We start from the raw sequence: 23,106 nt of genomic DNA on the forward strand, positions 1-23,106 counted from the left end.
ATCATGAGTGAAAAGAATTTCAGATGGCCCGCCGAATGGGAACAGCAGGATGCGGTATGGCTTTCCTGGCCGCATCGCAGGGATTTGTGGCAGGGCGGCCTTGACCGCTTGCAGCAGACGTTTGGTCGTGTTGCTGCGGCAATTGTACCGCATGCCCGGGTGTGCGTGAATGCCTCTTGCGATTTGCATGACGGGATCCGTTCCGTGTTGGCTGGCCTCGGGGTGGGGGAAGAATCGTTCTCCCTGTACGATCACCCGACCAATGATGTATGGTGCCGTGACCATGGCGCGATTTTTGTGAAGGATGAGGCTGCGGATGGCCTGGTAGCGGTAGATTGGCAGTTTAATGCATGGGGGGGCAAGTTTCCACCCTGGGATTTGGATAACGGGATTCCGCGTCGGATGGCGGAGGCCCTGGGTGTGCCTCGTGTCGAATCTCCGATGATTTTGGAAGGCGGCGCGATCGAAGGTAATGGCGCCGGGCTTTTGTTGACGACGGAGGCGGTTTTGCTGAATCCCAACAGGAATAAGGAATGGAACCGGGAAGAGATTGAGAATGAATTGAAATCGAAGCTGGGCATCGAGTCCGTATTCTGGCTGGGTTCCGGGATTGAGGGGGACGATACGGATGGACATATCGACGATATGGTGCGTTTCGTGAAGGAAGATGCCGTGGTATCTATTGTGGAAGAGAACCCGAGGTCGCCGCATTACCGCGTTTTGGCTGAGAACAATGAACGGCTGGGTGACATGCGCACTGTTGCAGGAAGCCGGGTGGAGGTTATTCCCCTGCCAATGCCGGATCCGATCCTCGTGCAGGACTGGAGATTGGAACAGTTGCCTGCCAGTTATGCCAATTTCCTGATTGTAAACGATGCCGTGATTGTGCCTATCTTCATGCAGGAACGTAATGACGACCGTGCCCTGGGGATTCTGCGGGAGGCGTTTCCCGGCAAGAAGGTATGCGGTGTAGATGCCCGCCTGCTTGTTGTGGAGGGGGGAGCTATCCATTGTATAACCCAGCAGCAACCTGCAGTTTCCGTAAGCCGATGAATGATGACCGGGAACCATTGTATGCCGATGTCGTCCTGCCCTTGGAACAGGCGGGGGACGATCTTGCCCGCAGGAGAGCTGCCGCCGAAAAGCTCGGTGTGGAGCCGGGGAGGATTATGGGAGTACGCCTCCGCAAGGAATCCCTGGATGCCCGGCATCGGCCGGTTCGCGTCCAGTTAAGGCTGGAGGTTGGGGTGGATGTTGAACTGCCGGAGGAGTCTCTTCCGGTGCGTTCCTATCCGCATGTGAAGGAGGGAGCGCCTGTAGTGCTTATTGTAGGCTTTGGTCCGGCGGGGATGTTTGCCGCGTTGCGCTGTCTGGAACTGGGGGCGAGACCTGTGGTGTTGGAACGCGGGAAGGATGTATCTTCCAGACGGTTCGATCTGGCTCCGATCATGAGGCAGGGGGTGGTGAATGAAGAGTCGAACTATTGTTTCGGCGAAGGGGGGGCGGGAACGTTTTCCGACGGCAAGTTGTTTACCCGTGCGACGAAACGGGGGCCTGTTCGTGAAATTTACGAGACTTTTGTCGCCCATGGTGCTCCGGCGGAGATTTTGACGGATGCCCATCCGCATATCGGTTCCAATTTGTTGCCGAACGTTGTGAAGGCGATTCGGTGTTCGGTGTTGGCAGCCGGTGGAGAAATTCATTTCCAGGCGAAGGTATCGGGATTGATCCGGGGAAAGGACGGGAGATCTCTGCGTGGCGTGGTATGTGCCGACGGAAGAGTCTTCGAGTCCGGAGCCGTGATTCTAGCAACGGGGCACAGCGCCCGCGATGTGTATCGCCTGCTGCAGAGGGAAGGGATACTTATGGAGCGGAAGCCATTTGCTGTCGGTGTACGCATCGAGCATCCTCAGTCGTTTATCGACGGACACCAGTACCATTTGAGAGCTGGTGAAGAAAGATCCCCCCTCCTTCCTGCGGCGAGGTATAATCTTTCGACGAAAATCGCGGGGAGGGGCGTCCATTCATTTTGCATGTGCCCGGGAGGTTTCATTGTCCCGGCTGCAACGGAGAATGACGAGGTGGTGGTCAATGGAATGTCGTTGTCGCGCCGGGATTCTCCTTTTGCCAATTCCGGATTCGTGGTGACGGTGGAGCCGGAGGATACGAACGAATTCGAGAAGGAACACGGTGTGCTGTCCGGCATTGCCTATCAGAAACGCCTGGAACAAGCTACTTCGGCGGCAGGAGGCGGGCTTCAAAAGGCTCCGGCACAGCGTGTGAAGGATTTTTTGAAAGGGAAGGTCTCGAAGTCTCTTTTGGAGACGAGTTATTTTCCCGGTCTTACGGCATGGCCTCTGCATGAATTGCTTCCCGGCGAGGTAATGTGGCGTATGCGAGACGGTTTGCTCCTGTTCGACCACAAGATGCGCGGCTATGCCGGCGAGGTTGCGCAATTGATCGGATGCGAGACGAGGACGAGTTCCCCGGTGAGGGTACCGAGGCTTGCTGGCTCGCTGGAACATCCGTATCTTTCTGGACTTTTCCCTTGCGGGGAAGGAGCCGGATATGCGGGAGGAATCGTGTCTGCTGCGATGGACGGCCTCAGATCCGCTGAGGCGGCCGTCGGGAAGCTCTTGTCTCCATAGAAGGCGGGAGGATTGCTCTCCCTTCCATGTGCCGGTTAGATTTCGTAGTTTCCTGCGTTGTTGCGGGAATCGGAGTCGTTGTCCATATCGGGAGTTTGGAGTTCGATACGGCTTAGGTCGTCTTCCGGCTTGGGCTGGGAAAGGACTTTGGAAAAGCACCACGTAGCCAGGGTGAGCACCCCGCCTATGGAGAAGATCATGGTGATCCAGCCTTCAGTCGTCATATCAATGGCAAGAATGCCTTGTACGAGGGATGATTGCAAGAGGCGAGTTTACCATGAAGGATGTTTAAAGGGAGGCCGTGGCGGCAGGAGCTCTCTTGCTTTGGGTCGGCCTGGTTCCGGTGACAAGCGTGCGCTTCCCGTCCCATGAGACGGCTTCGATGCGTGTGGAGCCTTCGGGATACTGGACGAGGGTGCTGGATTTGTCTTCGGAGTTTGTTCCCCAGACAGCAATATGGGTCAGTTCTTCTCCGGCGTATGTTTCAAATGCAACGGCGTTTTTCCAAATGTCGTGGTTGATGGTTCTGGTACGACCCTGTTCCGTGATTCCCTGATTGAAGAGACCTTTGACAGCGAGGCGTTTTTTATAGAAATCCGTGGTGCCGGAAGAGATGTAATAGATAACGGGGGATGCCGGAAGGGGATAGCGTTTGGCGTATGCTTCGATGGCATCGCACTGCTCCTGAGTGATGGTCAACTGGGCTTTGCGATAGTCGATCAGGCGTTTGTCAATGGGTTTGAGCATGCCGACTGCTTTGAAGAATGGCGTGAGATTTTTCTTGGAAACGTCGCAGGCGTACTTCATGAAGTTGAGTTGGTGGTCCCCGTCGGAGAGGCCTTTGTCATTAGATGTACGGATACGTTCGAGGATGTCTCCATAGAAGTCTCTGTTACCCATGGCTGCGATGTTGAAGTATTGATGGAGCTGCCAGAGGGGAAGAAGTTTGGAACCATGGTCACCATCGAATTCGTAATTGGCCTGGCGGTCCGGTCCGCGTTGACAGAGCCATTGTTCACCGGCAATTAGGGCCGCATGGAGGTAGCAATTGATACCGCCGCCGATGAGTTTGTTTCCGTCCCAGTCTTTAGCTTTCCGTGCTTCCTGGTTGATCTTGCCTTTGGCGAAGTTGTAGGAAATCCAAAGGGAGTAGAGATTATTGGTGGTTTCCGTGGTACATACCCATTTGAATCCGGGGCGAACCTGGTTGACATGACCCAATTCATGGGCGATTCCCCATGAATTGGCTTTTATGTTGTCTACATTGGCTACTTTCCGCATGGTGTTGTTGTTGAAAGCGGCTCCGATGCCGTCGGCATACATGTAGCCCTTCCAAATGACGCGGGCGAACATGCGGTTCTTCGGGGTGCGCTTGTATTTGCCGAGTCCCATGAAGTTGTGTTCGAGTGCGACGATGCGATCATAGAGTCCAATAAGCTCCAGACCGTTGTCCGGACATTGTTCCTTGAGGGCCTGGACAGGGAAGGCAAGTTGGATTTTCCGCCCCTTGATGTCGAGGATGGGGGATACGGCTTCGGCAAGGAGTTTTTTCCATTCCCGATTCGAGTGTTTGACCGGGTCGAAATATCCGTTGGCTTTGCCTCCCTGAATGGTTATTTTGAGTTTGGGCGCCGTTTTGTAATGGTCGGAATAGTACGAGATATAACCGAGCCCCGGCACCTCGGCCGTGATTTTATTTTCGCCTGTTTTGAGAGGATAGTCTTTTTTTCCTTTTCCGTCCGGCCCGAAATCCATGATGAGGAGCCTGGGAGATTCTTCCCCTATGTCTGTGGCAACATTGACGATAATTGTATCGCCTGCCTGGAAGTAGATGCCGGTGGGATTTTCGTACTGGTTGTAGGTTCCTGTTTTGAGTTGCGAAGCCAGGGATTTCAAAGGCTGGTATGCTTCATAGACTTGAGTCCTGAAGTTTTTATGGAAAGCGTCTTCCGGCGTTGCGGATGCCATTGCCGGAGATCTGCCGGATAGATTGGTGGAAACTCCCGGTTCTGCAAAACATAAGGTGCAGAAGGAGAATGCGATAAGAGAAAGAGACAGAGCATTCATGATGATTTATTACGTACAATGTACGTTAAGTGTGGTTAAAATCTATCATGTTATGTGGAAAGATGAACAAAAAAGAGCCATTCCGTCGAAAACAGAATGGCTCTGAGGAAGTTGTGTAGGGTTTACTTCGGTTATCTCTTGCCTGTAACGAGAGTCCTTTGTCCGTCCCAAGCGACGGCTTCGATGCGGGTGGAACCTTCGGGATATTGGACGAGAGTGCTGGACTTGTCGGGAGCTCCTGTTCCCCAGATGGCGATGTTGGTCATCTTATCGCCTGCGTAGGTTTCGAAAACAGTGACGTTTTTCCAGACATTGTGGTCGATTTTGCGCGTCTTTCCTTCTTCCGTGACGCCTTGATTATATGTGCCGGTGACAGGCAGCTTGTCGCGATAGGCATCGACCGAACCGGAGGTAATGTAGTAAACGACGGGAGACTCTGGCTTGGGATACTTTTTAGCATAGTCTACCAGAGCGTCGCATTGTTCCTGGGTAATGGTCAACTGGGCGCGGGAGTAATCGTCCATGTCTTTGTCAATGGGCTTGAGCATGCCGACTGCTTTGAAGAAATCGGTGAAGTCCTGCTTGTTGACGTCGCAGACGTTCTTCATGAAATTGAGTTGATGCTGTCCGTTGGAAATACCGGCATCGTTTTGCTTGCGGACAATTTCGAAGATGTCCGGGTAGGTGTCCGGATTACCCTTGCCTGCAACATTGCAGTAAAGCTGGAGTTGCCAGAGGGGACAGAGTTTGACGAAATGGTCGCCACCGTTCTGGTAGTCGGTGAGTTTGTCCGGCCCCTTTTGGCAAAGCCATTGTTCTCCGTTGATGAGGGCCGCCTGGAGGAAACTGTTGAATCTGCCGCCAGTGACGTGGTTTCCGTCGCCGTCGTTGTGGTGTTCTTGTTCCAGATTGATGTAGGATGGATTCAGTTTGAACTGGATCCAGATGGAATAGATGTTGTTGGTGACTTCCGTGGTAGAAACCCATTTCATGCCGGGACGAACCTGGTTGACATGACCGAATTCGTGAGCGACGCCCCAAGGGCCTTTCATGAGTTTTTCGATGTTGGCCAATTCCTTCATGGTATCATTGTGGAAGGCGGCTCCGATACCGTCGGCATGCATGAAACCCTTCCAGATGACACGACCGAACATGCGGTTTTTCGGAACCCGGTTGTATTTGTCCAATCCCATGATTTCATGTTCGAACGTGATGATTCTGTCGTAGAGTCCGATGAGGCCGAATCCGTTTTCCGGACATTGTTCCTTGAGGGCCTGGACGGGATAGGCAAGTTGGACACGTTTGCCTTTGATGTCCATGATGTTGGAGACGGCTCCTGCCAGGAGGCGCTTCCATGTGTCATTATTGTGGATGGCGGAATCGAAATAACCGTTGGCCTTACCGCCTTCGATAGAAATTTTAAGTTTGGGCGCCGTTTTGTAATGGTCGGTATAGTAGCTGATGTAACCGTGGCCTTTGTTGAGAGCCTTAATCTTGTTGACTCCGTTTTTGAGGGGATAGCGTGAGTCTTTCCAATCTTCGGAACCGAAGTTGGTAATGCGCAGTTCCGGTGTGACATTGGAGGGGATACCGCTTGCCTTGACAATGATGGTATCTCCTTCTTCAAAAACGATGCCGGTGGGATTTTCAAACTGGTTGTATCCGCTGGTTTTCAGTTCTTTTGCCGTTGCCGATACCGGAGGGTAAGCTTCGTAGATTTGCTTTCTGAACTGTTTATGGAAGGCGTCTTCGGGAGCGTTCGCGACGGTAGAGGACGGTTCGGCTGAAGCGATGGAAACAGTATGTGCTGCCAGAGTGAGGCAGAAGGAAGATACTGCCAGGGCTGTCAGTATGTGGGATGTGTATTTTTTCATGGGGGTCAGAAGGAAGGATAATATATAAGATACGGAAAAGGGAACTTTATCCTATCATGAGAATCATTGATGTATGTCATCTTCATATAGTACAAATAAGATGCGCCCCTCCCTGTATTGGGCGGGGCGCATCTGTTTTTTGAAGAGATGTTTCGCGTATTATTTCTTCAACGTTTTTTCAACGATGTCCTGCACTTCCTTGGAAGGGGCAGTCATTTTGATTGAGTCGGCGGGAAGTTCTCGCTTTTCCCAGACTTTGAATTTACCCATTTTGGTGTCTCCGCCTGTTTGGATGAGGAATCTCTGTTCAGCGGGGATAACCTGTGCGGCAATATGTTCCGAGGGTGTCGGATCTTTGGTGAAGGTACCGGTGGTGGCAGGAACCCACCCCTTGTCTTTTGTCCAGCTAAAGTTGGGACCGTATTTGGCAGACCGAATGTGTTTGGTGGAGTCGTAGTTGCGCCGGAAGTCTTCGACGAAGGAGACGGCATAGGAGAGCTCGCCTTCTTTGCTGTGGGTTTTCCATGCGGAAATCAATTCCCATTTTTTCGTATGGTTGTTGAAAAAGTAGCCGTAGATTTCCTTGAGATTGTCGCCGAGGGGTTTGTTGACAATGAGGAATTGCATCTTTTCTCCGATTTTCCAAGGGTAGGCAAGAAAGCTTTTACCGCCTGTACCTTCGCCTCCGAAACGGGAGATTTCCGCATTTTGATGTTGTCCGATACATTGGACTTTTTCATTTTCGGGAACCTCATTGGGGTTGTCTCCATGGGGGATAGGATCCCAAATGGAAAAGATGAGGACTTTTCTGTCCGGTGAGATTTCCTGGAAGCCAATGTAGCAATTATCCATGTTGGCCGCGCAGAAGTAGGTGCCCGGTGCGGATTGCAGGGCTTCCGCCTGGAGATAGATGGCCTGCGAATTACGCTGGATGGGGGCGTGTCTCAGATGGACGGAACTGCACTGACGTTTCGTGAGTTCTTCCGGAGAAGTATCCGCTGTGGCATAGGTAGTAAGGACTGTTGCCAGCAAAATGGATGAAACAAGTCTTTTAAACATGTGTGTCTATTACACTGACTACCTGGCAAAGTCTTGCCCAAATATACGGGATTCTGTCATGTGAATCTTTCCGGATCCTGTGTTTACCGTTCGCGAAAGAAGATATTAGGATACTTTTTTGTTGCCTTTTGATTGCAGGATGTGGTTTATTTTCGATTATGAGAATTGCCTTTCTTTTACTTACATGCCTGGCATGCTTCTGCTGCAATTCATTTGCCGAATCCCGGACATGGACGAATAGTGCCGGTAAAACGATTGAGGGAGAATATTTGCGTGCAACGGATAAGGATGTTTCTGTGAAGTTGACTTCCGGCAAGATTGTCAAACTTCCTCTGGCTTCGTTGAGCCAGGAGGATCAGGACTTTGTCAAACAGGAGCAGGAGACGGCCAAATCTGAAGCTGTGGCTGAAGAGAGAGCCAAGTTGTCGTTCAAATGGTCCAAGAAGCTTGATGCGGCACTGAAAGATGCCAAGGAATACGATCTTCCTGTGATGGTGTTGTTTACAGGAACAAGCTGGTGTCCGTATTGCGTTAAACTTGAAAATGAAGTGCTTTCCAAATCGGAATTCAAGAGATTGGCAGGCGGAAAAATGCTGGCTGTCAAATATGAATGTCCGACTCCCGGAGGCTATACGCCTGAAGGGAAGAAGAAAGCTCAGCAATTCAAAATCAAAGGGGTTCCCCACTATGTGATTTTGAATAAGGATGGCAAGGTGATTGGCGATGGCGGCTATCATAAGGGCATTACTCCTAAGGAATTGGTGGAGAAGATTTCCCAGGCTGCCGGCAAATAATGCCGCTTTATGGATAGTCGTGATTCCGTGGTTACCCACTCGAAGTGGGTGTTTCGGTGGTAGATTTATCCCAGTATTTCCAGAAGAGATTCCCTTTGGCGGATGGGGATTTTGCCGAAGTGGTGTCTGATAGCGACATGGGCGGGCAGATTGCTTCCCTGAAGGCCATGGAGCCGGATAATTTCCCTTTCGAAGTGGAGTAAGGCCTTGCGTGAGGGCTGTTCCTGCTCCAGATAATTGAGGGCGCGGTCCAAAAGATCGTAGAATTCCGGTGCGGGGGTTCCTGCTTCAACAACGAGCAGGATAAGGCGGGCAAAGTAGGAAGCCAGCGAGAGCTTGGGGTATTCCCGGCGGATGTTGAAACGTGGATGGGCAAGCGTGGCGGACGAAAGTGTATGCAGATCTCCGGTTCGGGCTTCTTTCCACTGGATGAGGCTGTGAAAGAAGAGATCAAGCTGCCCGATGTAGCGGCTTTGCGGGCGAAGAGCTCCCTTGGCAGCAGTGCGGATGATGCCGTGGCTTTCCGTGAACCAGACGACGATCAGACCGGTTTCTCCCAGAGGGTAGGTTTTCAGGAGAGTGGCAAGGCTTTCATTCACCGCAACCGTTGTCGGGATGGGAGGTGGCAGCACCCAGGCGAGCATGAAGCCTGTCCAGGATGTCGGGTTCCGTCAGACCGTATTTTTCCCGGAGCGATTTCAGACAGCCGTGTTCGATGAAACGGTCGGGCCAGCCGACAATTTCCACGGGCGTTGTAACGTTTCCGGAACTGAGACATTCGAGGACGGTTGAGCCGAAACCGCCTTTGATCGAGTGATCTTCGATCGTACAGACGAGTTTTGCCCGGCGGGCGTATTTCAGGATGCATTCTTCATCCAGTGGCTTGATGAAGCGGGCATTGATGATGGCGACGGAGTAGCCTTCCCGTTCCAGTTGGTCAGCGATATTGCGTGCAAGGACGATCATGTCTCCCAGAGTGACAAAGACGATGTCCGTGCCGTTGCGTTCGATTTCCGCCTTGCCAATGGGGAGGAGCTGAGGAATCTCCGGGATGGGGGCGCCGATGCCGCATCCCCGGGGGTAGCGGATGGAAGATGCCCGGTCGTCGATTTCATTCATTGTGTACAGCATATTGACGAATTCGGTTTCGTCCTTTGGCTGCATCATGACGAGGTCGGGAAGGCAGCGGAGCATGGCAATATCAAAGAGGCCGTGATGAGTGGGACCGTCGTCGGGAGACAGCCCGGCCCGGTCCATGCAGAATTTAACAGGCAGTTTTTGAAGAGCTGCATCGTGCTGGATCATGTCGACACAGCGTTGCATGAAGGTGGAATAGATAGCGACATAGGGCTTGAGGCCTTCGGCAGCCATGCCGCAGGCAAAAAGGGCGGCGTGTTCTTCTGCGATCCCGACGTCGAAGAACCGGGAAGGGTGGCGTTCTTTGAAGAGATCAAGCTTGGTTCCACTGGGCATGGCTGCTGTGACGGCTACGACGGATTCATCATGGTCCGCCAGGTCGGCAATGGTGCGTCCGAAGATTTCCGAGTATGTTGGAGAGGGTGGAGAGTCCGTGTTGCCGTTGTCAATACAGTAGGAACCGAGTCCGTGGAATTTAGTCGGGTTGTCGAGGGCGGGCTGGTATCCGCGGCCTTTTTCCGTGACGATGTGGAGAATGACGGGTTCGTTGAGGTTTTTGATGTGCTCAAGTGTCTTGATGAGCAAGGGAATATCGTGACCATCGATCGGACCGAAGTAGCGGAGCCCGAATTTGTCAAACAGAACGGAGGGGAGGATGAGGCCTTTTGCGGATGATTCTATTTTATTGGCGAAGGATTTGGCCTGCTGACCGCCCAGGCGTTCTACAAATTCGGCTGTTTTTTTGCGGACCCATGCATAGGTATCCGACGTTTGAAGGGAGTTGAAGTAGTTGGCCAGGGAACCGACGTTTTTATCGATGGCCCACTCGTTGTCATTAAGGATGGCGATGAAACGCTTGGTCGTCTGGGCGATGTTGTTGAGGGCTTCCAGCGTGGTACCGCAGGTAAAGGCGGCATCACCGGCGACGGCGACGACATTGAAGTCGTCGTGCTTGCGGTCGCGTGCGGCACAAATGCCTAAAGCTGCTGAGAGCGCTGTACCGGCATGGCCCGCTCCGAAAGCGTCGTGATCCGATTCGGAACGTTTGAGAAAACCGGAAAGGCCTCCGAACTGGCGGATGGTGGACATGCGGTTGGCCCGGCCCGTCAGGATTTTGTGGATGTAACCCTGATGGGAAACATCGAAGAGGATTTTGTCCTTCGGCGTATTGAAGACGTAATGCAGCGCAATAGTGAGCTCGACGACACCCAGGTTGGGACCGAGATGGCCTCCGGTGACAGAGAGGGTATTGATGAGCAGGTCCCGAATCTCTTGAGCGAGAATGGGCAGTTTGTCCGGCGGCATGCTTTTGACATCCTCCGGAGAAAAGATGGAGGCCAAAAGTTCCGGAAGCTCAGGAGAGGGAGAAGGTGTCTGGTTCATCGGGCGTCTGTTCCTGGGGAGCGTCCAAAGTGGTTGTCGGGGATTCGGGATTTTCCAGGGCTTCTATGCGGAGCTCCGCCTTTTTCAGGATGGACCGGCAGTGGCGGATGATTTTGGTACCTTCTTCGACGAGTGAGATCATGGATTCCAATTCGGTGACGGGAGCGTCCGTCAATTGGACGATTTCCTCCAGCCGGGCGATGGATTGCTCGAAGGTGGGTGTTTCCTTGGATGATTTTGATGCCATGGATGTGATGAAGAGGTAGGAGGCTATTGGTTTGCCTGGATCCCGCGGGTATCCGATTCCGAGGTCTTGGTTGGGTCGAAGTCTTCGGCGATTTTCCTTTGGAGTGTTCTCCGGCTGATACCCAGGAGTTTGGCTGCCGCCGTCCGATTGTCTCCGGTGATCCGGAGAGCCTGGCGGATGGCTTCCTTTTCAAGGGATAATAGGTTCAAACTGCCTGGATGGACAAGCTGAATATGCGTTATGGGTTGAGAAGGCTGATCCGGGGGAGGACTTTCCGGTTGTTCCTGTTGTGTTGTCCGCAGCTGGGCGGGGAGATGGGTGAGGTCTACGGTGCTTCCATTACTCATGACGACACCGTGTTCGATGGCTGTACGCAGTTCCCGGACATTGCCGGGCCATGGATAGGAGAGTAGAGCCCGGGTTGCCTGATCGGAGAGCGGTTTGACGGTTTTTCCGTTTTCTCCGGCAAATTCTTTGAGGAAGGCGTTGGAAAGGAGAATGATATCCTCTTGGCGCTCGCGCAAAGGAGGCATATCGATTTTGACGACATTGAGGCGGAAGAAGAGGTCTTCCCGGAAGGTGCCTTCTTCGACGAGTTTTTTGAGAGATTTGTTGGTGGCGGCAATAACGCGTACATCGATGGGGACCGGGGTGTTGGAACCGACGCGTTCAATGGTACGTTCCGAGAGGACGCGTAAGAGACGAACCTGGGTGGCAGGATCGATTTCTCCGATTTCATCAAGGAAAATGGAACCTCCGTTAGCTTCTTCAAAACGGCCGATTCTTTTCTGGACGGCTCCGGTGAAGGCGCCTTTCTCATGACCGAAAAGTTCGCTTTCCAACAGTTGTGGGGAAAGAGCGGCGCAGTTGACGACGACGAATGGCTTGGAAGCACGGGGGGAGAGGGCGTGGATGGCATGGGCGACAAGTTCTTTGCCGGTACCGCTTTCTCCCTCAATCAGGACAGTGGTTTTGCCTGGTGCCACCTGACGAATGATGCGAAAGACTTTTTCCATGGCTTCGGATTTGCCGAGAAGCCTGTCGAGTCCCTTGTGGGGATGGAGGGTAGCCTCCAGTTCGCGGTTGGCAGATTCCAGGGAACGCGTGCGCTGGGCACGTTTGAGGAGGAGTTCTACTTCGTCAAGGTTCAGGGGTTTGGTGACGAAATGGTAGGCCCCTCGCTTCATGGCTTCCACGGCGGTATCAACGGAGCCGTAAGCTGTCATGACGATGCAGACGGGCGGGTGTTCTCGGGCGGAGGCGGAGTCGAGGAGATCCATGCCGTTTTCTCCACCGAGGCGGAGGTCGGTAAGAATCAAGTCGACGGGTTCGGCGTCCAGAATGTTGGCGGCTTGTGTCAGGTTGGAAGCCGTGTATACGTCGTATATGTCTTCCAGCGCCATGCGGAGGGCATCGCGCGTGGGCTTTTCGTCATCGACAATTAACAGGATCGGCTGGCTCATGGATTGTTGGCGAAGGGAAGGTCATTTACTATTGAAGGAGTCTGGCTGCGGAATCCGTCCGGGGGAAGAACATGGTGATCGTGGTACCTTCTCCGGCATGGCTGGCGATGGTGAGGTTGCCTCCGTGATCTTTGACGATGCGGCGGACAATGAGGAGCCCCAGTCCTGTCCCTTCCGATTTGGTCGTCAGGAAGGGTTCGTAGATGCTGCCCATGACTTCGTGGGAAATGCCGCTGCCGGTGTCGGAAACGGTAACGCGGACTTCGTAAGCATTGCACTCCGTTTTGATGAGGATGGAACCACCCCCGGAAGGAATGGCCTGATAGGCGTTTTTGACGAGATTGTAGAAGACTTGTTTAATCTGGACGGGATCCATGTCCATGACAGGCATGGGAGAACAGAGATCAAGGACGATGTGGATGTTGCGTTCTTCGATTTCCGGACGGAGGAATTGGATGATTTCTTCGATGAGAGCATTGATTTCCAATCTTTCCCGGTTGGGCTTGGTCGGGCGGACGGCTTGGAGGAATTGACGGAGGATGGCATCGAGGCGTTTGACTTCCGAGCGGGAAGTTTGGACGAGTTCTCTCAGTTGTTCGGCTTCCGGAGATTGGAGTTGTCGCGTTTTACGGTCCAGCAACTGGAGATGAAGACCGATGGAATTAAGAGGATTTCCGATTTCGTGGGCGACTCCGGCGGAGAGCAGAGTCAGGGAGTTGAGTTGCTCTGCTTCGAGAATCTCTTCCGTGTGCAGATAACGGGCTGTTTCGTCGCGGATGAGGATGAGATAGCCGGTTGTGGTTTCCTCGCCGATGGGGGCGATGTAAAGATTGAGGTAGCGATGTTCCGGGTAGTGGATTTCCGTGTCGTGGGAGACAGCCCCTCCTTCCTTGGCAACTTCTCCCCAGGCGTTATTGCGCCCGAAGAGGATGCCGAGGTCGTCCGTCGTGACGTCGCGCACTTCCTTATTGAGAATTTTGGCGGCAGCCTTGTTGACGTACACGACATGGCCCCCCGTATCCAGCAGGATGATGCCTTCCTGCAATACTTCGAATACCTGCTGGAAGAATCCTTTTTGTTCGGAAAGCTTCAGCAGGAATGCTTGCAATTCCTTGTTCTCCAAGTGACCAATACGGTCAATGAGCTTTTCAACGGTTTCCTTTTTCATGGACGGAGGAGGTGGGAAGATACGTGTTTATAGCATAAATCCCTCCGGTAAATCAAGAAGAGCTGTGACAAATTGTCACTATTTATCCGTGATGATAGTATCAACGGGATAGATTACAAAGCTGAGGCTTCTTTTGTATCGTCCTGGAACATGAATCCGTAGCGTTTTTGTTTGATCAATAGATAGAAATTCCTAGATGCTCAAATCGGTGGATCAGAGTCTGGAAAGAAATGTTGCGGAGGCGCAGATGTTTCTGGACGAGAGCTGGCGAGGTATCCTAGTGTGGAACTATGAATCAGGAGGAAATTCTTGGAAACGGGGCGGGGTTTTACTACCGTCGCGAGGTGAGTTTTGCCGATACGGATGCAGGCGGAGTAGGCCATTTTGCACGGTTGTTGTGCATTTTGGAAGAGGCGGAGCATGTTTGCATGCGCGGGTTGGGGTTTCCGATGTATGCTCCGGGGCACTCTTGGCCGCGCGTGCATGTGGAGGTGGATTACAAGTCCCCGGCGTATGCGGGGGACTTGGTGGATGTACAGGTCGTTCCGTCTCACATCGGTGAGTCGGCTTTGACTTGGTCGTTCACTGTGACGAAGGGTGATGTGGTGGTCATGAGTGCCTCGTATACGGTGGTGCGCATGCTGAACGGCCGCAAAAATCCGTTTACGGATGGCGAACGTCAGCTCTTGGAAAGTCTGTGAACCGCATGCCGATACGGTGAAGTTTGCAGGGATGAGTTTATAGCCGGAGAGAAGAAGGTTCTGGTAAGGCCGGTTCGTCATCAGCTATGAATGAAAGAAGGGCCGGGGGATATACAGGATGACGAGGCATGGAATCAGGAGGCATACCGCGAGAGAATAAGGGGGATATGTGCGATATTCTGGCGGATTCCGGTTGAAATTCCTGCCGAGAATCCGACGGGAGGAAGGCACGAAATTCGAAGCCTTTTTGAATGGCGCATGAACTGCATGCTGCTACTGTAATGCCTGCAATGATGAGTTGGATGATGTTATGGGGGCGGTGGATTCTGGAGAGGCTGGGTCTTTATGAGTTCGGAGGCTGTCTGATATTTCTATAGATATAGGCAAGGAGATCGAATGGTAATGCTTCATACCAGGAAGCGATTGGCAGGTGGAGGGAGGGAAGAGGGACGAAGCATGGCGATCGGCATTTTCCCTTCTATATCTTGTAGATCTTGATATCATTTTCCCTTCTATATCTTGTAGATCTTGATATCATGCAAGCTAGGAGGCTTTCGTTTTAGGACCGTGTTGATTCATGAGTCAACACGATAAAATGCGAATAGTCGCAATTCCGGCTTTTCAAACGGAGGAGTCAGGGATAAAGAGGGGCATGTCAAAAAAGCCAGTCGTACTGATTATCCGGGATGGTTGGGGTCGCAATCCCCTGGGCCCCTCCGTTGCCGAACAATATGGTGACGCCACCGTTCTTGCTGAAACTCCCTTTACCGATTCTCTGCTGGAAACCTGCCCTCATTGCATGATCGGGGCTTCCGGTAGTGATGTAGGACTTCCTGACGGGCAGATGGGTAACTCGGAAGTGGGGCACTTGAATCTGGGGGCCGGGCGAGTGGTTTTCCAAGATCTCTGCCGCATTGCGAATGCTATTCAGGATGGATCTCTTGCGGCGAACCCCGTTTTGATGGAAGCCTATGAAAAGGCCAAGACGTCTCGCTTGCACTTGATGGGGCTGGTGAGCGATGGCGGTGTCCACAGCCATATCGACCATTTGATCGGCCTGGTGCGCCTGGCTTATGAAGCAGGTGTGCGCGACATTTGCATCCATGCTATCACGGATGGCCGAGACTGTTCCCCGACGAGCGGTGCCGGCTACCTGAAGCAATTGGAAGAAGCAGTGGCTCCGTACGGTGCCAAAATCGCTACGGTGATCGGCCGCTTCTATGCCATGGACCGCGACAAGCGCTGGGACCGCAACAAGCTGGCCTGGGATGCCATTGTCCTTGGCCGTGGTGAACAGTGTTCCTGCACTCCCCATGAGTATATCGAACAGCGTTATGACGAGAAGGAAACGGACGAGTTCCTCAAGCCTGGCATCTTTGCCTATGGCGACGAACAGCGCATCCGGGACAACGATGTTGTCTTCTTCTTCAACTTCCGAGCCGACCGTGCCCGTCAGATGTCGGACGCGTTCCTCTACCCCGAGTTTGACGGCTTTGACCGTGAAGTGATGCCGAAAGTTCATTTCGTGACGATGACCGAGTATGATGCGAAATATCCTTCTCCGATCGTATTTGCTGCGGAAGAACTCGACAATATTCTGGGTGAGGTGATTTCTTCCGCCGGACTCAAGCAGCTTCGTATCGCCGAAACGGAAAAGTACGCGCATGTTACCTTCTTCTTCAACGGCGGGGTGGAAACCCAGTTCGAAGGGGAAGACCGTATTCTTGTCCCCTCCCCTCGCGAAGTGGCTACATACGATTTGAAACCGCAGATGAGCGCCGAGGGCGTGGCTGACAAGTTTGTGGAAGCCATCGGTAATTACGATGTGGCGATCCTCAATTTTGCCAATCCGGACATGGTGGGGCACACGGGTTTCGTGGAAGCCGGCATCAAGGCCTGCGAAGCTGTGGACAAGGGATTGAAACAGGTTGTCTCCAAGGTTCTGGAACTGGGTGGAAAGGTTTTGATCACTGCCGACCACGGCAATTGCGAACACATGCGCAATGAAGACGGTTCTCCGAATACGGCTCATACGACTAATCTGGTGGATCTGATCTATGTAGGCGCCGACAAGGATGATGTGGTTCTTAAGGATGGCATCCTGGCCGATATCGCACCGACTATTCTCGGGTTGCTCGGCATTGCCCAACCGGCTGAAATGTCCGGAAAGAGTCTGGTGGAACGGAAGTAATTTTCCGTTGTCCTCTGTCCGTTTTCAACCGCTTCATCTCTGTCTCGGAGATGAAGCGGTTGATTTTTTGTGCCATGGTGTGGAAGGCGATACTTGGTGGCAAATGCCCCATGGGATCGTCCCCGATGACGAAAGGGCAGGGTAAAAAGCGGAGGAAAAGGGCGGAAACAAACATAAAATAACCATTAAGTTGCTGATTAATAGTATGTTGTGTTTGTGTTAAAGAATGATTGAAAATTCCTAATAAAAGTCTTGTCATAGAATGATTAATCGGTATATTTGTTGCCCCACACGGCACCGCAGGGTGCAGGAAAATAAGTTTTCTATCGGGGGTGCCTCCGGAAAAAAGGCCGGTTCCTGCTCAGCAAGGATCGTTCGTTTTGATACCGGAAAAAGCACTCCGACGAACTAAAACCAAGCAGGAAACATGCCGACAATCAATCAGCTCGTCCGCAAAGGACGCATTACTCCGGAAGAGAAGTCCAAGTCTCGTGCCCTCCACAGCTGCCCGCAGCGTCGTGGTGTTTGTCTCCAGGTGATGACTCGTACGCCGAAGAAGCCTAACTCCGCTCTTCGTAAGGTCGCCAAGGTCCGTTTGACCAATGGTGAAGAAGTAATCGCCTACATCGGCGGTGAAGGACATAACCTTCAGGAACACTCCATCGTTCTTGTCCGCGGTGGTCGTGTCAAGGACCTTCCCGGTGTCCGTTATCACATCGTTCGTGGCGCTCTTGACTGCCTCGGTGTTGACAAGCGTCGTCAGGGTCGCTCCAAGTACGGTGCCAAACGCCCGAAGGTTGCTGCCAAGTAAAGCCTTAACAACCAATTAATCCTCAAAATCTGATATCATGGCCCGTCGTAAGCGCGTCTATAAGAAAATCGAACGTCGTGACCCCCGTTACGACAGTGTCCTTGTTGGTAAACTGATCAGCAAGGTAATGTTGAGCGGCAAGCGCTCACTTGCGGAACGTATTGTTTATTCTGCAATCGATCTTGCCAATGAAGGTACGGATACGGTTGATCCTCTGGAAGTTCTCACCCGTGCCATTGAAAATGCCAAGCCGCGCGTTGAAGTGAAGAGTCGCCGTGTAGGTGGTGCCACGTACCAGGTGCCTCTGGAAGTGGATCCTGCCCGTTCCGAATCACTGGCTATGCGCTGGGTTGTCAATTATGCCCGCAGCCGTCGTGGTGTGCCGATGCATAAGGCTCTTGCCAATGAAATCAAGGAAGCCGCCAACAACCAGGGTTCCTCCGTTCGCAAGCGTGACGATGTGCACAAGATGGCCCAGGCCAACCGTGCTTTCGCCCACTTCCGCTGGTAAATGACCGGTGTGTAACACACCACCTTAACAAGAACATTCCACTTTAGCTTAGAAATGTCCGACAATATCAACAGCCCCAACCGCAAGTGCCCGTTGCAGCGTTACCGCAACATCGGTATCTCCGCACACATTGACGCCGGCAAGACGACCCTTTCCGAACGTATCCTGTTTTACACGGGTATGATTCACAAGATTGGTGAAACGCACGACGGTTCCACCACGACTGACTGGATGGAGCAGGAACGCGAACGCGGCATCACCATTACGTCCGCCGCTGTGAGTGCCAACTGGAAGCAGCTCCATGATGATGGGGTTTACAAGGTTTTCGAAAACGAGCAGTTCCAGATCAACATCATTGACACTCCCGGACACGTTGACTTCACAGCTGAAGTGGAACGTTCCCTGCGCGTGCTCGACGGTGCTATCGTCGTGTTCTGCGGTGTTGCCGGTGTGCAGCCTCAGACTGAAACCGTCTGGCGTCAGGCTTCCAAGTACAGCGTTCCCCGCATTTGCTTCGTCAACAAGATGGACCGCGTCGGCGCCAACTTTGCCAATGTCCTTGCCGACATTCAGAACAAGCTCGGCGCCAATGCCGCTGCCATTCTGATTCCGATCGGTTCCGAAGACACGCTTCGCGGTCAGATCGACGTCGTCAACCAGAAAGCCATCATGTATAGTGATGACGATCGTCTCGGTTCCACCTACACTGTTGTCGACATCCCCGAAGAACTCAAGAGCGAGGCCGAAGAAGCCTATGAAGATCTTGTTTCCCGCGTGGCCGATGTTGATGAAGAACTTGGTGAAAAGTTCCTCATGGAAGAACCGATCTCGACGGAAGACCTCAAGAAGGCTATCCGTCGTGCCACGATCGCCAACGAGTTTATTGCCGTTGCCGGTGGTTCCGCTTTCAAGAACAAGGGCGTACAGTACCTTATGGACGCCGTGATCGACTATTTGCCCTCGCCGCTTGAAACGAAAGCCATCGAAGTTGAAAGCACTATTGATCCCGAAGAGAAGAAAAATCTCTGCGTTAGCGATAATGAAAAGCCCGTTGCTCTTGCATTCAAACTTTGGGCTGACAAGTTTGTCGGTAAGCTGATCTTCATTCGCGTGTACTCCGGCGTGATCAAGAAGGGTGATACCGTCTACAATCCCCGTACCCGTAAAACGGAACGCGTGGGTCGCCTCATCCAGATGCAGGCCGATACCCACAACGACATCGATGCCGTTTATTCCGGTGACATCGCCGCTATCGTCGGCCTCCGTAATGTGACCACGGGTGACACTGTCACCTGCGACGATAACGACTACGTTCTCGAGCCTCCGACCTTCCCGGAACCGGTTATCGCCATGGCCGTGGAACCCAAGACCAAGGCCGACCAGGAAAAGATGTCCAATGCTCTTGCCCGCCTGTCTGAAGAAGACCCGACCTTCCAGGTCAAGACGGACGAAGAAACCGGACAGACCATCATTGCCGGTATGGGTGAACTTCACCTCGAAATCATCATTGACCGCCTGATGCGCGAATTCAAGGTGGAAGCCAATGTCGGCAAGCCCCAGATCGCCTATCGCGAAAGTATCGCCAATCCCGCTCACGGTGACGGCAAGCTCGTCAAGCAGTCGGGTGGCCGCGGCCAGTACGGTCACGTTGTGATCGATGTCGCCCCCAACGAACGCGGTAAAGGCCTTACCATCGCCAACAAGATTGTCGGCGGCGCTATTCCGAAGGAATACATGAACGCCGTTTATGCCGGGCTGAACGAAGCCATGACGACTGGTGTCGTTGCCGGCTATCCCGTCGTTGACGTTCATGTCGATGTGGTCGACGGCTCCTACCATGAAGTCGACTCCAACGAAAACGCGTTCAAGATGGCTGCCATCTTCGCCATGAAGGATGCCTTCAAGAAGGCTAAGCCCTTCATGCTCGAACCGATCATGTCCGTTGAAGTGACGACTCCCACCGATTACCAGGGAGACGTCATGGGTGACCTTAACCGTCGCCGCGGCCAGATCAGCTCCATGGAAACCAAGGGTACGGTTTGCATCCTTAAGGCCATGGTTCCCCTCGCCGAAATGTTCGGTTATTCCACCGTTGTCCGTACGCTCTCCAGTGGCCGTGCTTCCTACTCCATGGAACCGTCCCATTTCGAGCAAGTGCCGCAGAACCTTGTTGACCAGATCGTCAACGAACGCGGCAAGTAATCATCAAGTTTACAAAGTAATTTAAAGCACTGCACGTCATGCAAAGTCCTAAAATCCGCATTAGACTCCGCGCTTTTGATTCCCGCGCTATCGACCGTTCCGCCCAGGAAATCGTCGAAACCGCCAAGCGCACGGGAGCCAAGGTAGCCGGCCCGATTCCGCTTCCGACCCGCATCGAGAAGTTCTCCGTGAACCGTTCCGTTCACGTCAACAAGAAGTCGGCCGAACAGTTCGAAATCCGTACCCACAAGCGCCTCCTCGACATCGTCGATCCTACGGCACGTACGGTGGATGAGCTCAAGAAGCTCAATCTCCCGGCCGGTGTCGACATCACGATCCGCATCTGATCAGGTGTGAGCTCCAGGATAGGTTAATTCAAGAAAAAGAAAGACACAATACAATGGCTCTAGGACTTATCGGTAAAAAGGTCGGTATGACCCGCCTCTTCGACCAGGAAACGGGCGCCATGGTTCCCGTGACCGTGATCGATGTGGCCGGCAATACCTTTGCCCAGCGCAAGACGGAAGACAACGATGGCTACACCGCCATTCAGGTTGCCTTCTCCGCCCAAAAAGAAAGCCGCCTTTCCCGCCCCGTTGCCGGACATTACAAGAAGCTCGGCATCCAGCCTTCGAAGCTTCTCAAGGAATTCCGCGTTGAAACTTCCGAACTTCCGGAAGAAGGCGCTGAACACCCCGGAGTGAATCTCTTCACGGACGGCCAGTGGGTCGACGTGGTTGGTACCTCCAAGGGTAAAGGCTTCCAGGGCGTTATGCGCCGTCACAACTTCCACGGTTCCCCGATGACGCACGGTTCCATGATGCACCGTCGTACAGGTGGCGTGGGTGGTTGCTCCACTCCCGGCCGCGTTTGGAAGGGACAGAAGATGCCCGGACAGCACGGCAATTTCCGTCGTACCGTTCAGAATTTGAAAGTCGTCCAGATTCGTCCGGAAGACAACGTCATTCTCGTTTCCGGTGCCGTACCCGGTGCACGCGGTTCCTACCTCGTCATCCGTCCGGCCAAGAAAAAGCAGGCTAAGTAAAGCTTAACCAGAGGAAATAGATTCCATGTCAGCCAATACTTTTACACTCGAAGCCGCCGCCGCCGCCAACATTCAAGTTGTCGGTAGCGACAAAGGCTCCCAGGCCGTGCACGATCTGATCGTTGCCTACCAGGCCAACCGCCGTACGGGTTCCGCCAACACCAAAACCCGCGGTGAAGTGAGCGGCAGCAACAAGAAGATCTTCCGCCAGAAGGGCACAGGTAATGCCCGTCACGGCGACAAGCGCGCCCCCATCATGGTTGGTGGTGGTGTGGTCTTCGGTCCCCGCCCCTGCGACTACACCAAGAAGGTCAACAAGACGACCCGTCGTCTGGCTCTTCGCCGCGTCCTCGGCGACATTATCTCCGCCGGCGCTGTGAGCGTGGTGCCCTCCTTCTCCATTGAAGATGGCAAAACCAAGAGCTTTGTTTCCGCCGTCAAGGCTTTGACGGATTCCGACAAGGTTCTTATCGTCGCCGCTTCATTCGATGAAAAGACCTACCTTGCCGGTCGTAACGTGCAGGAAGTCCTCCTCATGACGGCCGCCGAAGTCAATATCGAACAACTCATGAACGCCAAGGCTGTCATCTTTGTTGAAAGCGCTTTGGAAACCCTCGCAAGCCGCACCGCCTAAGGCCATGAAAGACATTTATCAAATCATTAAGAAGGTCCGCATCAGCGAAAAGGCGACCATGCTGCACGAAGCTGCCGGCGAAATCGTCCTTGAAGTCCAGTGCGACGCCACCAAGATCGAAATCAAGCAGGCTGTGGAAAAGGCTTTCGGCAAGAAAGTTGCTTCCGTTCGCACCGCCAACTACGATGGCAAGTTGAAGCGCAAGCGCCGCTCCGATGCCGGTAAGACCGCCAATTGGAAAAAGGCCTATGTGAGCCTTGCCGATGGTGAAACCCTTGATCTCGTGTAACCCCTGAATCCAGGAAGGAAAGAGTTATCATGTCCCTCAAGTCATTCAAGCCTGTCACCCCCTCCAACCGATACAAGGTTTGGTCCTCCTTCGATGAGATTACGAAGACCACTCCTGAAAAGAGCCTTTGCACGCCCCTGAAAAAGTCCGGCGGTCGTAACAACAATGGCCGTATCACAACCCGTCACATTGGTGGCGGCCACAAGCGCAAGTATCGCCTTGTCGACTTCAAGCGCAGCAAGTGCGACGTTCCTGCAACGGTGCTCGCGATCGAATATGATCCGAATCGTTCCTGCCGAATCGCCCTCATTCAGTACACCGACGGTGTCAAGTCCTACATTCTGGCTCCGGTCGGTCTGCAAGTTGGCGCTACGGTTCAGAGCGGTAAGACTGTCGCCCCCAAGGTCGGCAACGCCATGCCCCTGAAAAACGTGCCCCTGGGTACCGCGGTGCACAACATCGAAGTTCGTCCGGGAACGGGCGGCAAGGTGGCTCGTGCTGCCGGTCAGCAGGCTATCGTCTCCAACCGTGAAGCCGGTTATGCCCTGGTCAAGATGCCCTCCGGAGAAATCCGTCGTTTCAACGATGACTGCTACTGCACGATCGGCCAGGTCGGCAATACCCAACACATGAATGAAATGTCCGGTAAAGCCGGCCGTACCCGCTGGCTCGGCGTTCGTCCGACCGTCCGCGGCATGTGTATGAACCCTGTCGACCACCCGAACGGTGGTGGTGAAGGTAAGTCCAAGTCCGGTGGTGGCCGTCAGCACCTCAAGTCCCCGTGGGGACATGTCAAGGGCCAGAAAACCCGCCGCCTGCGCAAGCCAAGCGATGTTTCCATCGTTCAGCGCCGCAATGCCAAGTAATTTCAACTAATATAAA

22 protein-coding genes are annotated in these 23,106 nt (G+C 53.3%); 13 read left to right on the top strand and 9 right to left on the bottom strand.

The features are described from left to right. Window positions 1–3 precede the first annotated feature (3 nt). Together QET93_RS05020 and QET93_RS05025 are read left to right on the top strand one after the other, a co-directional pair. The gene (locus tag QET93_RS05020) at window positions 4–1,053 is read left to right on the top strand and encodes an agmatine deiminase family protein (protein ID WP_280132792.1); all 1,050 of its coding nucleotides are present in this window, start codon (window positions 4–6) and stop codon (window positions 1,051–1,053) included. Beyond that, window positions 1,050–2,648 carry an FAD-dependent protein gene (locus QET93_RS05025; protein ID WP_280132793.1) on the top strand — a complete coding sequence of 533 codons (1,599 nt, stop codon included), beginning with the start codon at window positions 1,050–1,052 and terminating at the stop codon, window positions 2,646–2,648. Before QET93_RS05020 ends, QET93_RS05025 begins: the two co-directional genes overlap by 4 nt. Window positions 2,649–2,683: 35 nt before the next feature. Here the strand turns inward: QET93_RS05025 and QET93_RS05030 are convergent, their stop codons facing one another. The 4 genes from QET93_RS05030 to QET93_RS05045 all read right to left on the bottom strand — a co-directional run bounded on the left by QET93_RS05030 (window position 2,684) and on the right by QET93_RS05045 (window position 7,648). Continuing rightward, window positions 2,684–2,911 (bottom strand): hypothetical protein, encoded by a 228-nt coding sequence (locus QET93_RS05030; RefSeq protein WP_280132794.1) that lies wholly within the window; start codon window positions 2,909–2,911, stop codon window positions 2,684–2,686. A 25-nt stretch (window positions 2,912–2,936) separates the two neighbouring features. Beyond that, window positions 2,937–4,715 carry a M60 family metallopeptidase gene (locus QET93_RS05035; protein ID WP_280132795.1) on the bottom strand — a complete coding sequence of 593 codons (1,779 nt, stop codon included), beginning with the start codon at window positions 4,713–4,715 and terminating at the stop codon, window positions 2,937–2,939. Window positions 4,716–4,846: 131 nt separating this feature from the next. Beyond that, complete coding sequence (locus QET93_RS05040; protein ID WP_280132796.1) at window positions 4,847–6,589, bottom strand: M60 family metallopeptidase; 1,743 nt, start codon at window positions 6,587–6,589, stop codon at window positions 4,847–4,849. Between the two features lie 159 nt (window positions 6,590–6,748). After that, a complete protein-coding gene (locus QET93_RS05045; RefSeq protein ID WP_280132797.1) occupies window positions 6,749–7,648 on the bottom strand; it encodes a DUF3472 domain-containing protein in 900 nt (299 codons plus the stop codon). 158 nt (window positions 7,649–7,806) lie between these two features. On the opposite strand from QET93_RS05045, the gene QET93_RS05050 reads away from it, so the two are divergent. After that, the gene (locus tag QET93_RS05050; protein ID WP_280126828.1) at window positions 7,807–8,442 is read left to right on the top strand and encodes a thioredoxin family protein; all 636 of its coding nucleotides are present in this window, start codon (window positions 7,807–7,809) and stop codon (window positions 8,440–8,442) included. A gap of 65 nt (window positions 8,443–8,507) precedes the next feature. On the opposite strand, the gene recO is transcribed toward QET93_RS05050, so the two are convergent. From recO to QET93_RS05075, 5 genes are read right to left on the bottom strand one after another with little or no spacing between them, the layout of a single operon-like run. Then, window positions 8,508–9,086: a DNA repair protein RecO gene (gene recO, locus QET93_RS05055; protein ID WP_280126829.1), complete on the bottom strand. Its 579-nt coding sequence runs from the start codon at window positions 9,084–9,086 to the stop codon at window positions 8,508–8,510. Then, window positions 9,034–10,962, bottom strand: a complete 1,929-nt coding sequence (dxs, locus tag QET93_RS05060; RefSeq protein ID WP_280132798.1) for a 1-deoxy-D-xylulose-5-phosphate synthase — start codon at window positions 10,960–10,962, stop codon at window positions 9,034–9,036. Before dxs ends, recO begins: the two co-directional genes overlap by 53 nt. Continuing rightward, complete coding sequence (gene xseB / locus QET93_RS05065) at window positions 10,934–11,209, bottom strand: exodeoxyribonuclease VII small subunit (protein WP_280126831.1); 276 nt, start codon at window positions 11,207–11,209, stop codon at window positions 10,934–10,936. Before xseB ends, dxs begins: the two co-directional genes overlap by 29 nt. Window positions 11,210–11,232: 23 nt before the next feature. After that, window positions 11,233–12,672 (bottom strand): sigma-54 dependent transcriptional regulator, encoded by a 1,440-nt coding sequence (locus QET93_RS05070; protein WP_280126832.1) that lies wholly within the window; start codon window positions 12,670–12,672, stop codon window positions 11,233–11,235. 28 nt (window positions 12,673–12,700) lie between these two features. Then, window positions 12,701–13,840 (bottom strand): ATP-binding protein, encoded by a 1,140-nt coding sequence (locus QET93_RS05075; protein WP_280126833.1) that lies wholly within the window; start codon window positions 13,838–13,840, stop codon window positions 12,701–12,703. Between the two features lie 290 nt (window positions 13,841–14,130). On the opposite strand from QET93_RS05075, the gene QET93_RS05080 reads away from it, so the two are divergent. The 10 genes from QET93_RS05080 to rplB all read left to right on the top strand — a co-directional run bounded on the left by QET93_RS05080 (window position 14,131) and on the right by rplB (window position 23,090). After that, window positions 14,131–14,541, top strand: coding sequence for a thioesterase family protein (locus QET93_RS05080; RefSeq protein ID WP_280132799.1), 411 nt, complete (start codon window positions 14,131–14,133; stop codon window positions 14,539–14,541). Window positions 14,542–15,193: 652 nt separating this feature from the next. After that, window positions 15,194–16,732 (top strand): 2,3-bisphosphoglycerate-independent phosphoglycerate mutase, encoded by a 1,539-nt coding sequence (gene gpmI / locus QET93_RS05085; protein ID WP_280132800.1) that lies wholly within the window; start codon window positions 15,194–15,196, stop codon window positions 16,730–16,732. Window positions 16,733–17,159: 427 nt separating this feature from the next. Continuing rightward, window positions 17,160–17,543 (top strand): 30S ribosomal protein S12, encoded by a 384-nt coding sequence (gene rpsL / locus QET93_RS05090; protein ID WP_102721861.1) that lies wholly within the window; start codon window positions 17,160–17,162, stop codon window positions 17,541–17,543. A 37-nt stretch (window positions 17,544–17,580) separates the two neighbouring features. Further along, the gene (rpsG, locus tag QET93_RS05095) at window positions 17,581–18,054 is read left to right on the top strand and encodes a 30S ribosomal protein S7 (RefSeq protein WP_280126836.1); all 474 of its coding nucleotides are present in this window, start codon (window positions 17,581–17,583) and stop codon (window positions 18,052–18,054) included. Between the two features lie 54 nt (window positions 18,055–18,108). Next, entirely contained in the window at window positions 18,109–20,256 is a 2,148-nt protein-coding gene (fusA, locus tag QET93_RS05100) for an elongation factor G (protein ID WP_280126837.1), read from the top strand. Window positions 20,257–20,294: 38 nt separating this feature from the next. Beyond that, the gene (gene rpsJ, locus QET93_RS05105) at window positions 20,295–20,603 is read left to right on the top strand and encodes a 30S ribosomal protein S10 (protein WP_280126838.1); all 309 of its coding nucleotides are present in this window, start codon (window positions 20,295–20,297) and stop codon (window positions 20,601–20,603) included. A gap of 53 nt (window positions 20,604–20,656) precedes the next feature. Then, window positions 20,657–21,301, top strand: a complete 645-nt coding sequence (gene rplC / locus QET93_RS05110; protein WP_280126839.1) for a 50S ribosomal protein L3 — start codon at window positions 20,657–20,659, stop codon at window positions 21,299–21,301. A gap of 25 nt (window positions 21,302–21,326) precedes the next feature. Continuing rightward, window positions 21,327–21,935: a 50S ribosomal protein L4 gene (gene rplD / locus QET93_RS05115; RefSeq protein ID WP_280126840.1), complete on the top strand. Its 609-nt coding sequence runs from the start codon at window positions 21,327–21,329 to the stop codon at window positions 21,933–21,935. A gap of 4 nt (window positions 21,936–21,939) precedes the next feature. After that, the gene (gene rplW / locus QET93_RS05120) at window positions 21,940–22,224 is read left to right on the top strand and encodes a 50S ribosomal protein L23 (RefSeq protein ID WP_280126841.1); all 285 of its coding nucleotides are present in this window, start codon (window positions 21,940–21,942) and stop codon (window positions 22,222–22,224) included. 29 nt (window positions 22,225–22,253) lie between these two features. Further along, entirely contained in the window at window positions 22,254–23,090 is an 837-nt protein-coding gene (gene rplB, locus QET93_RS05125) for a 50S ribosomal protein L2 (RefSeq protein ID WP_280126842.1), read from the top strand. The last annotated feature ends 16 nt before the right edge of the window (window positions 23,091–23,106 follow it).

This window comes from Akkermansia sp. N21116, assembly GCF_029854705.2.
Lineage (GTDB): Bacteria > Verrucomicrobiota > Verrucomicrobiia > Verrucomicrobiales > Akkermansiaceae > Akkermansia.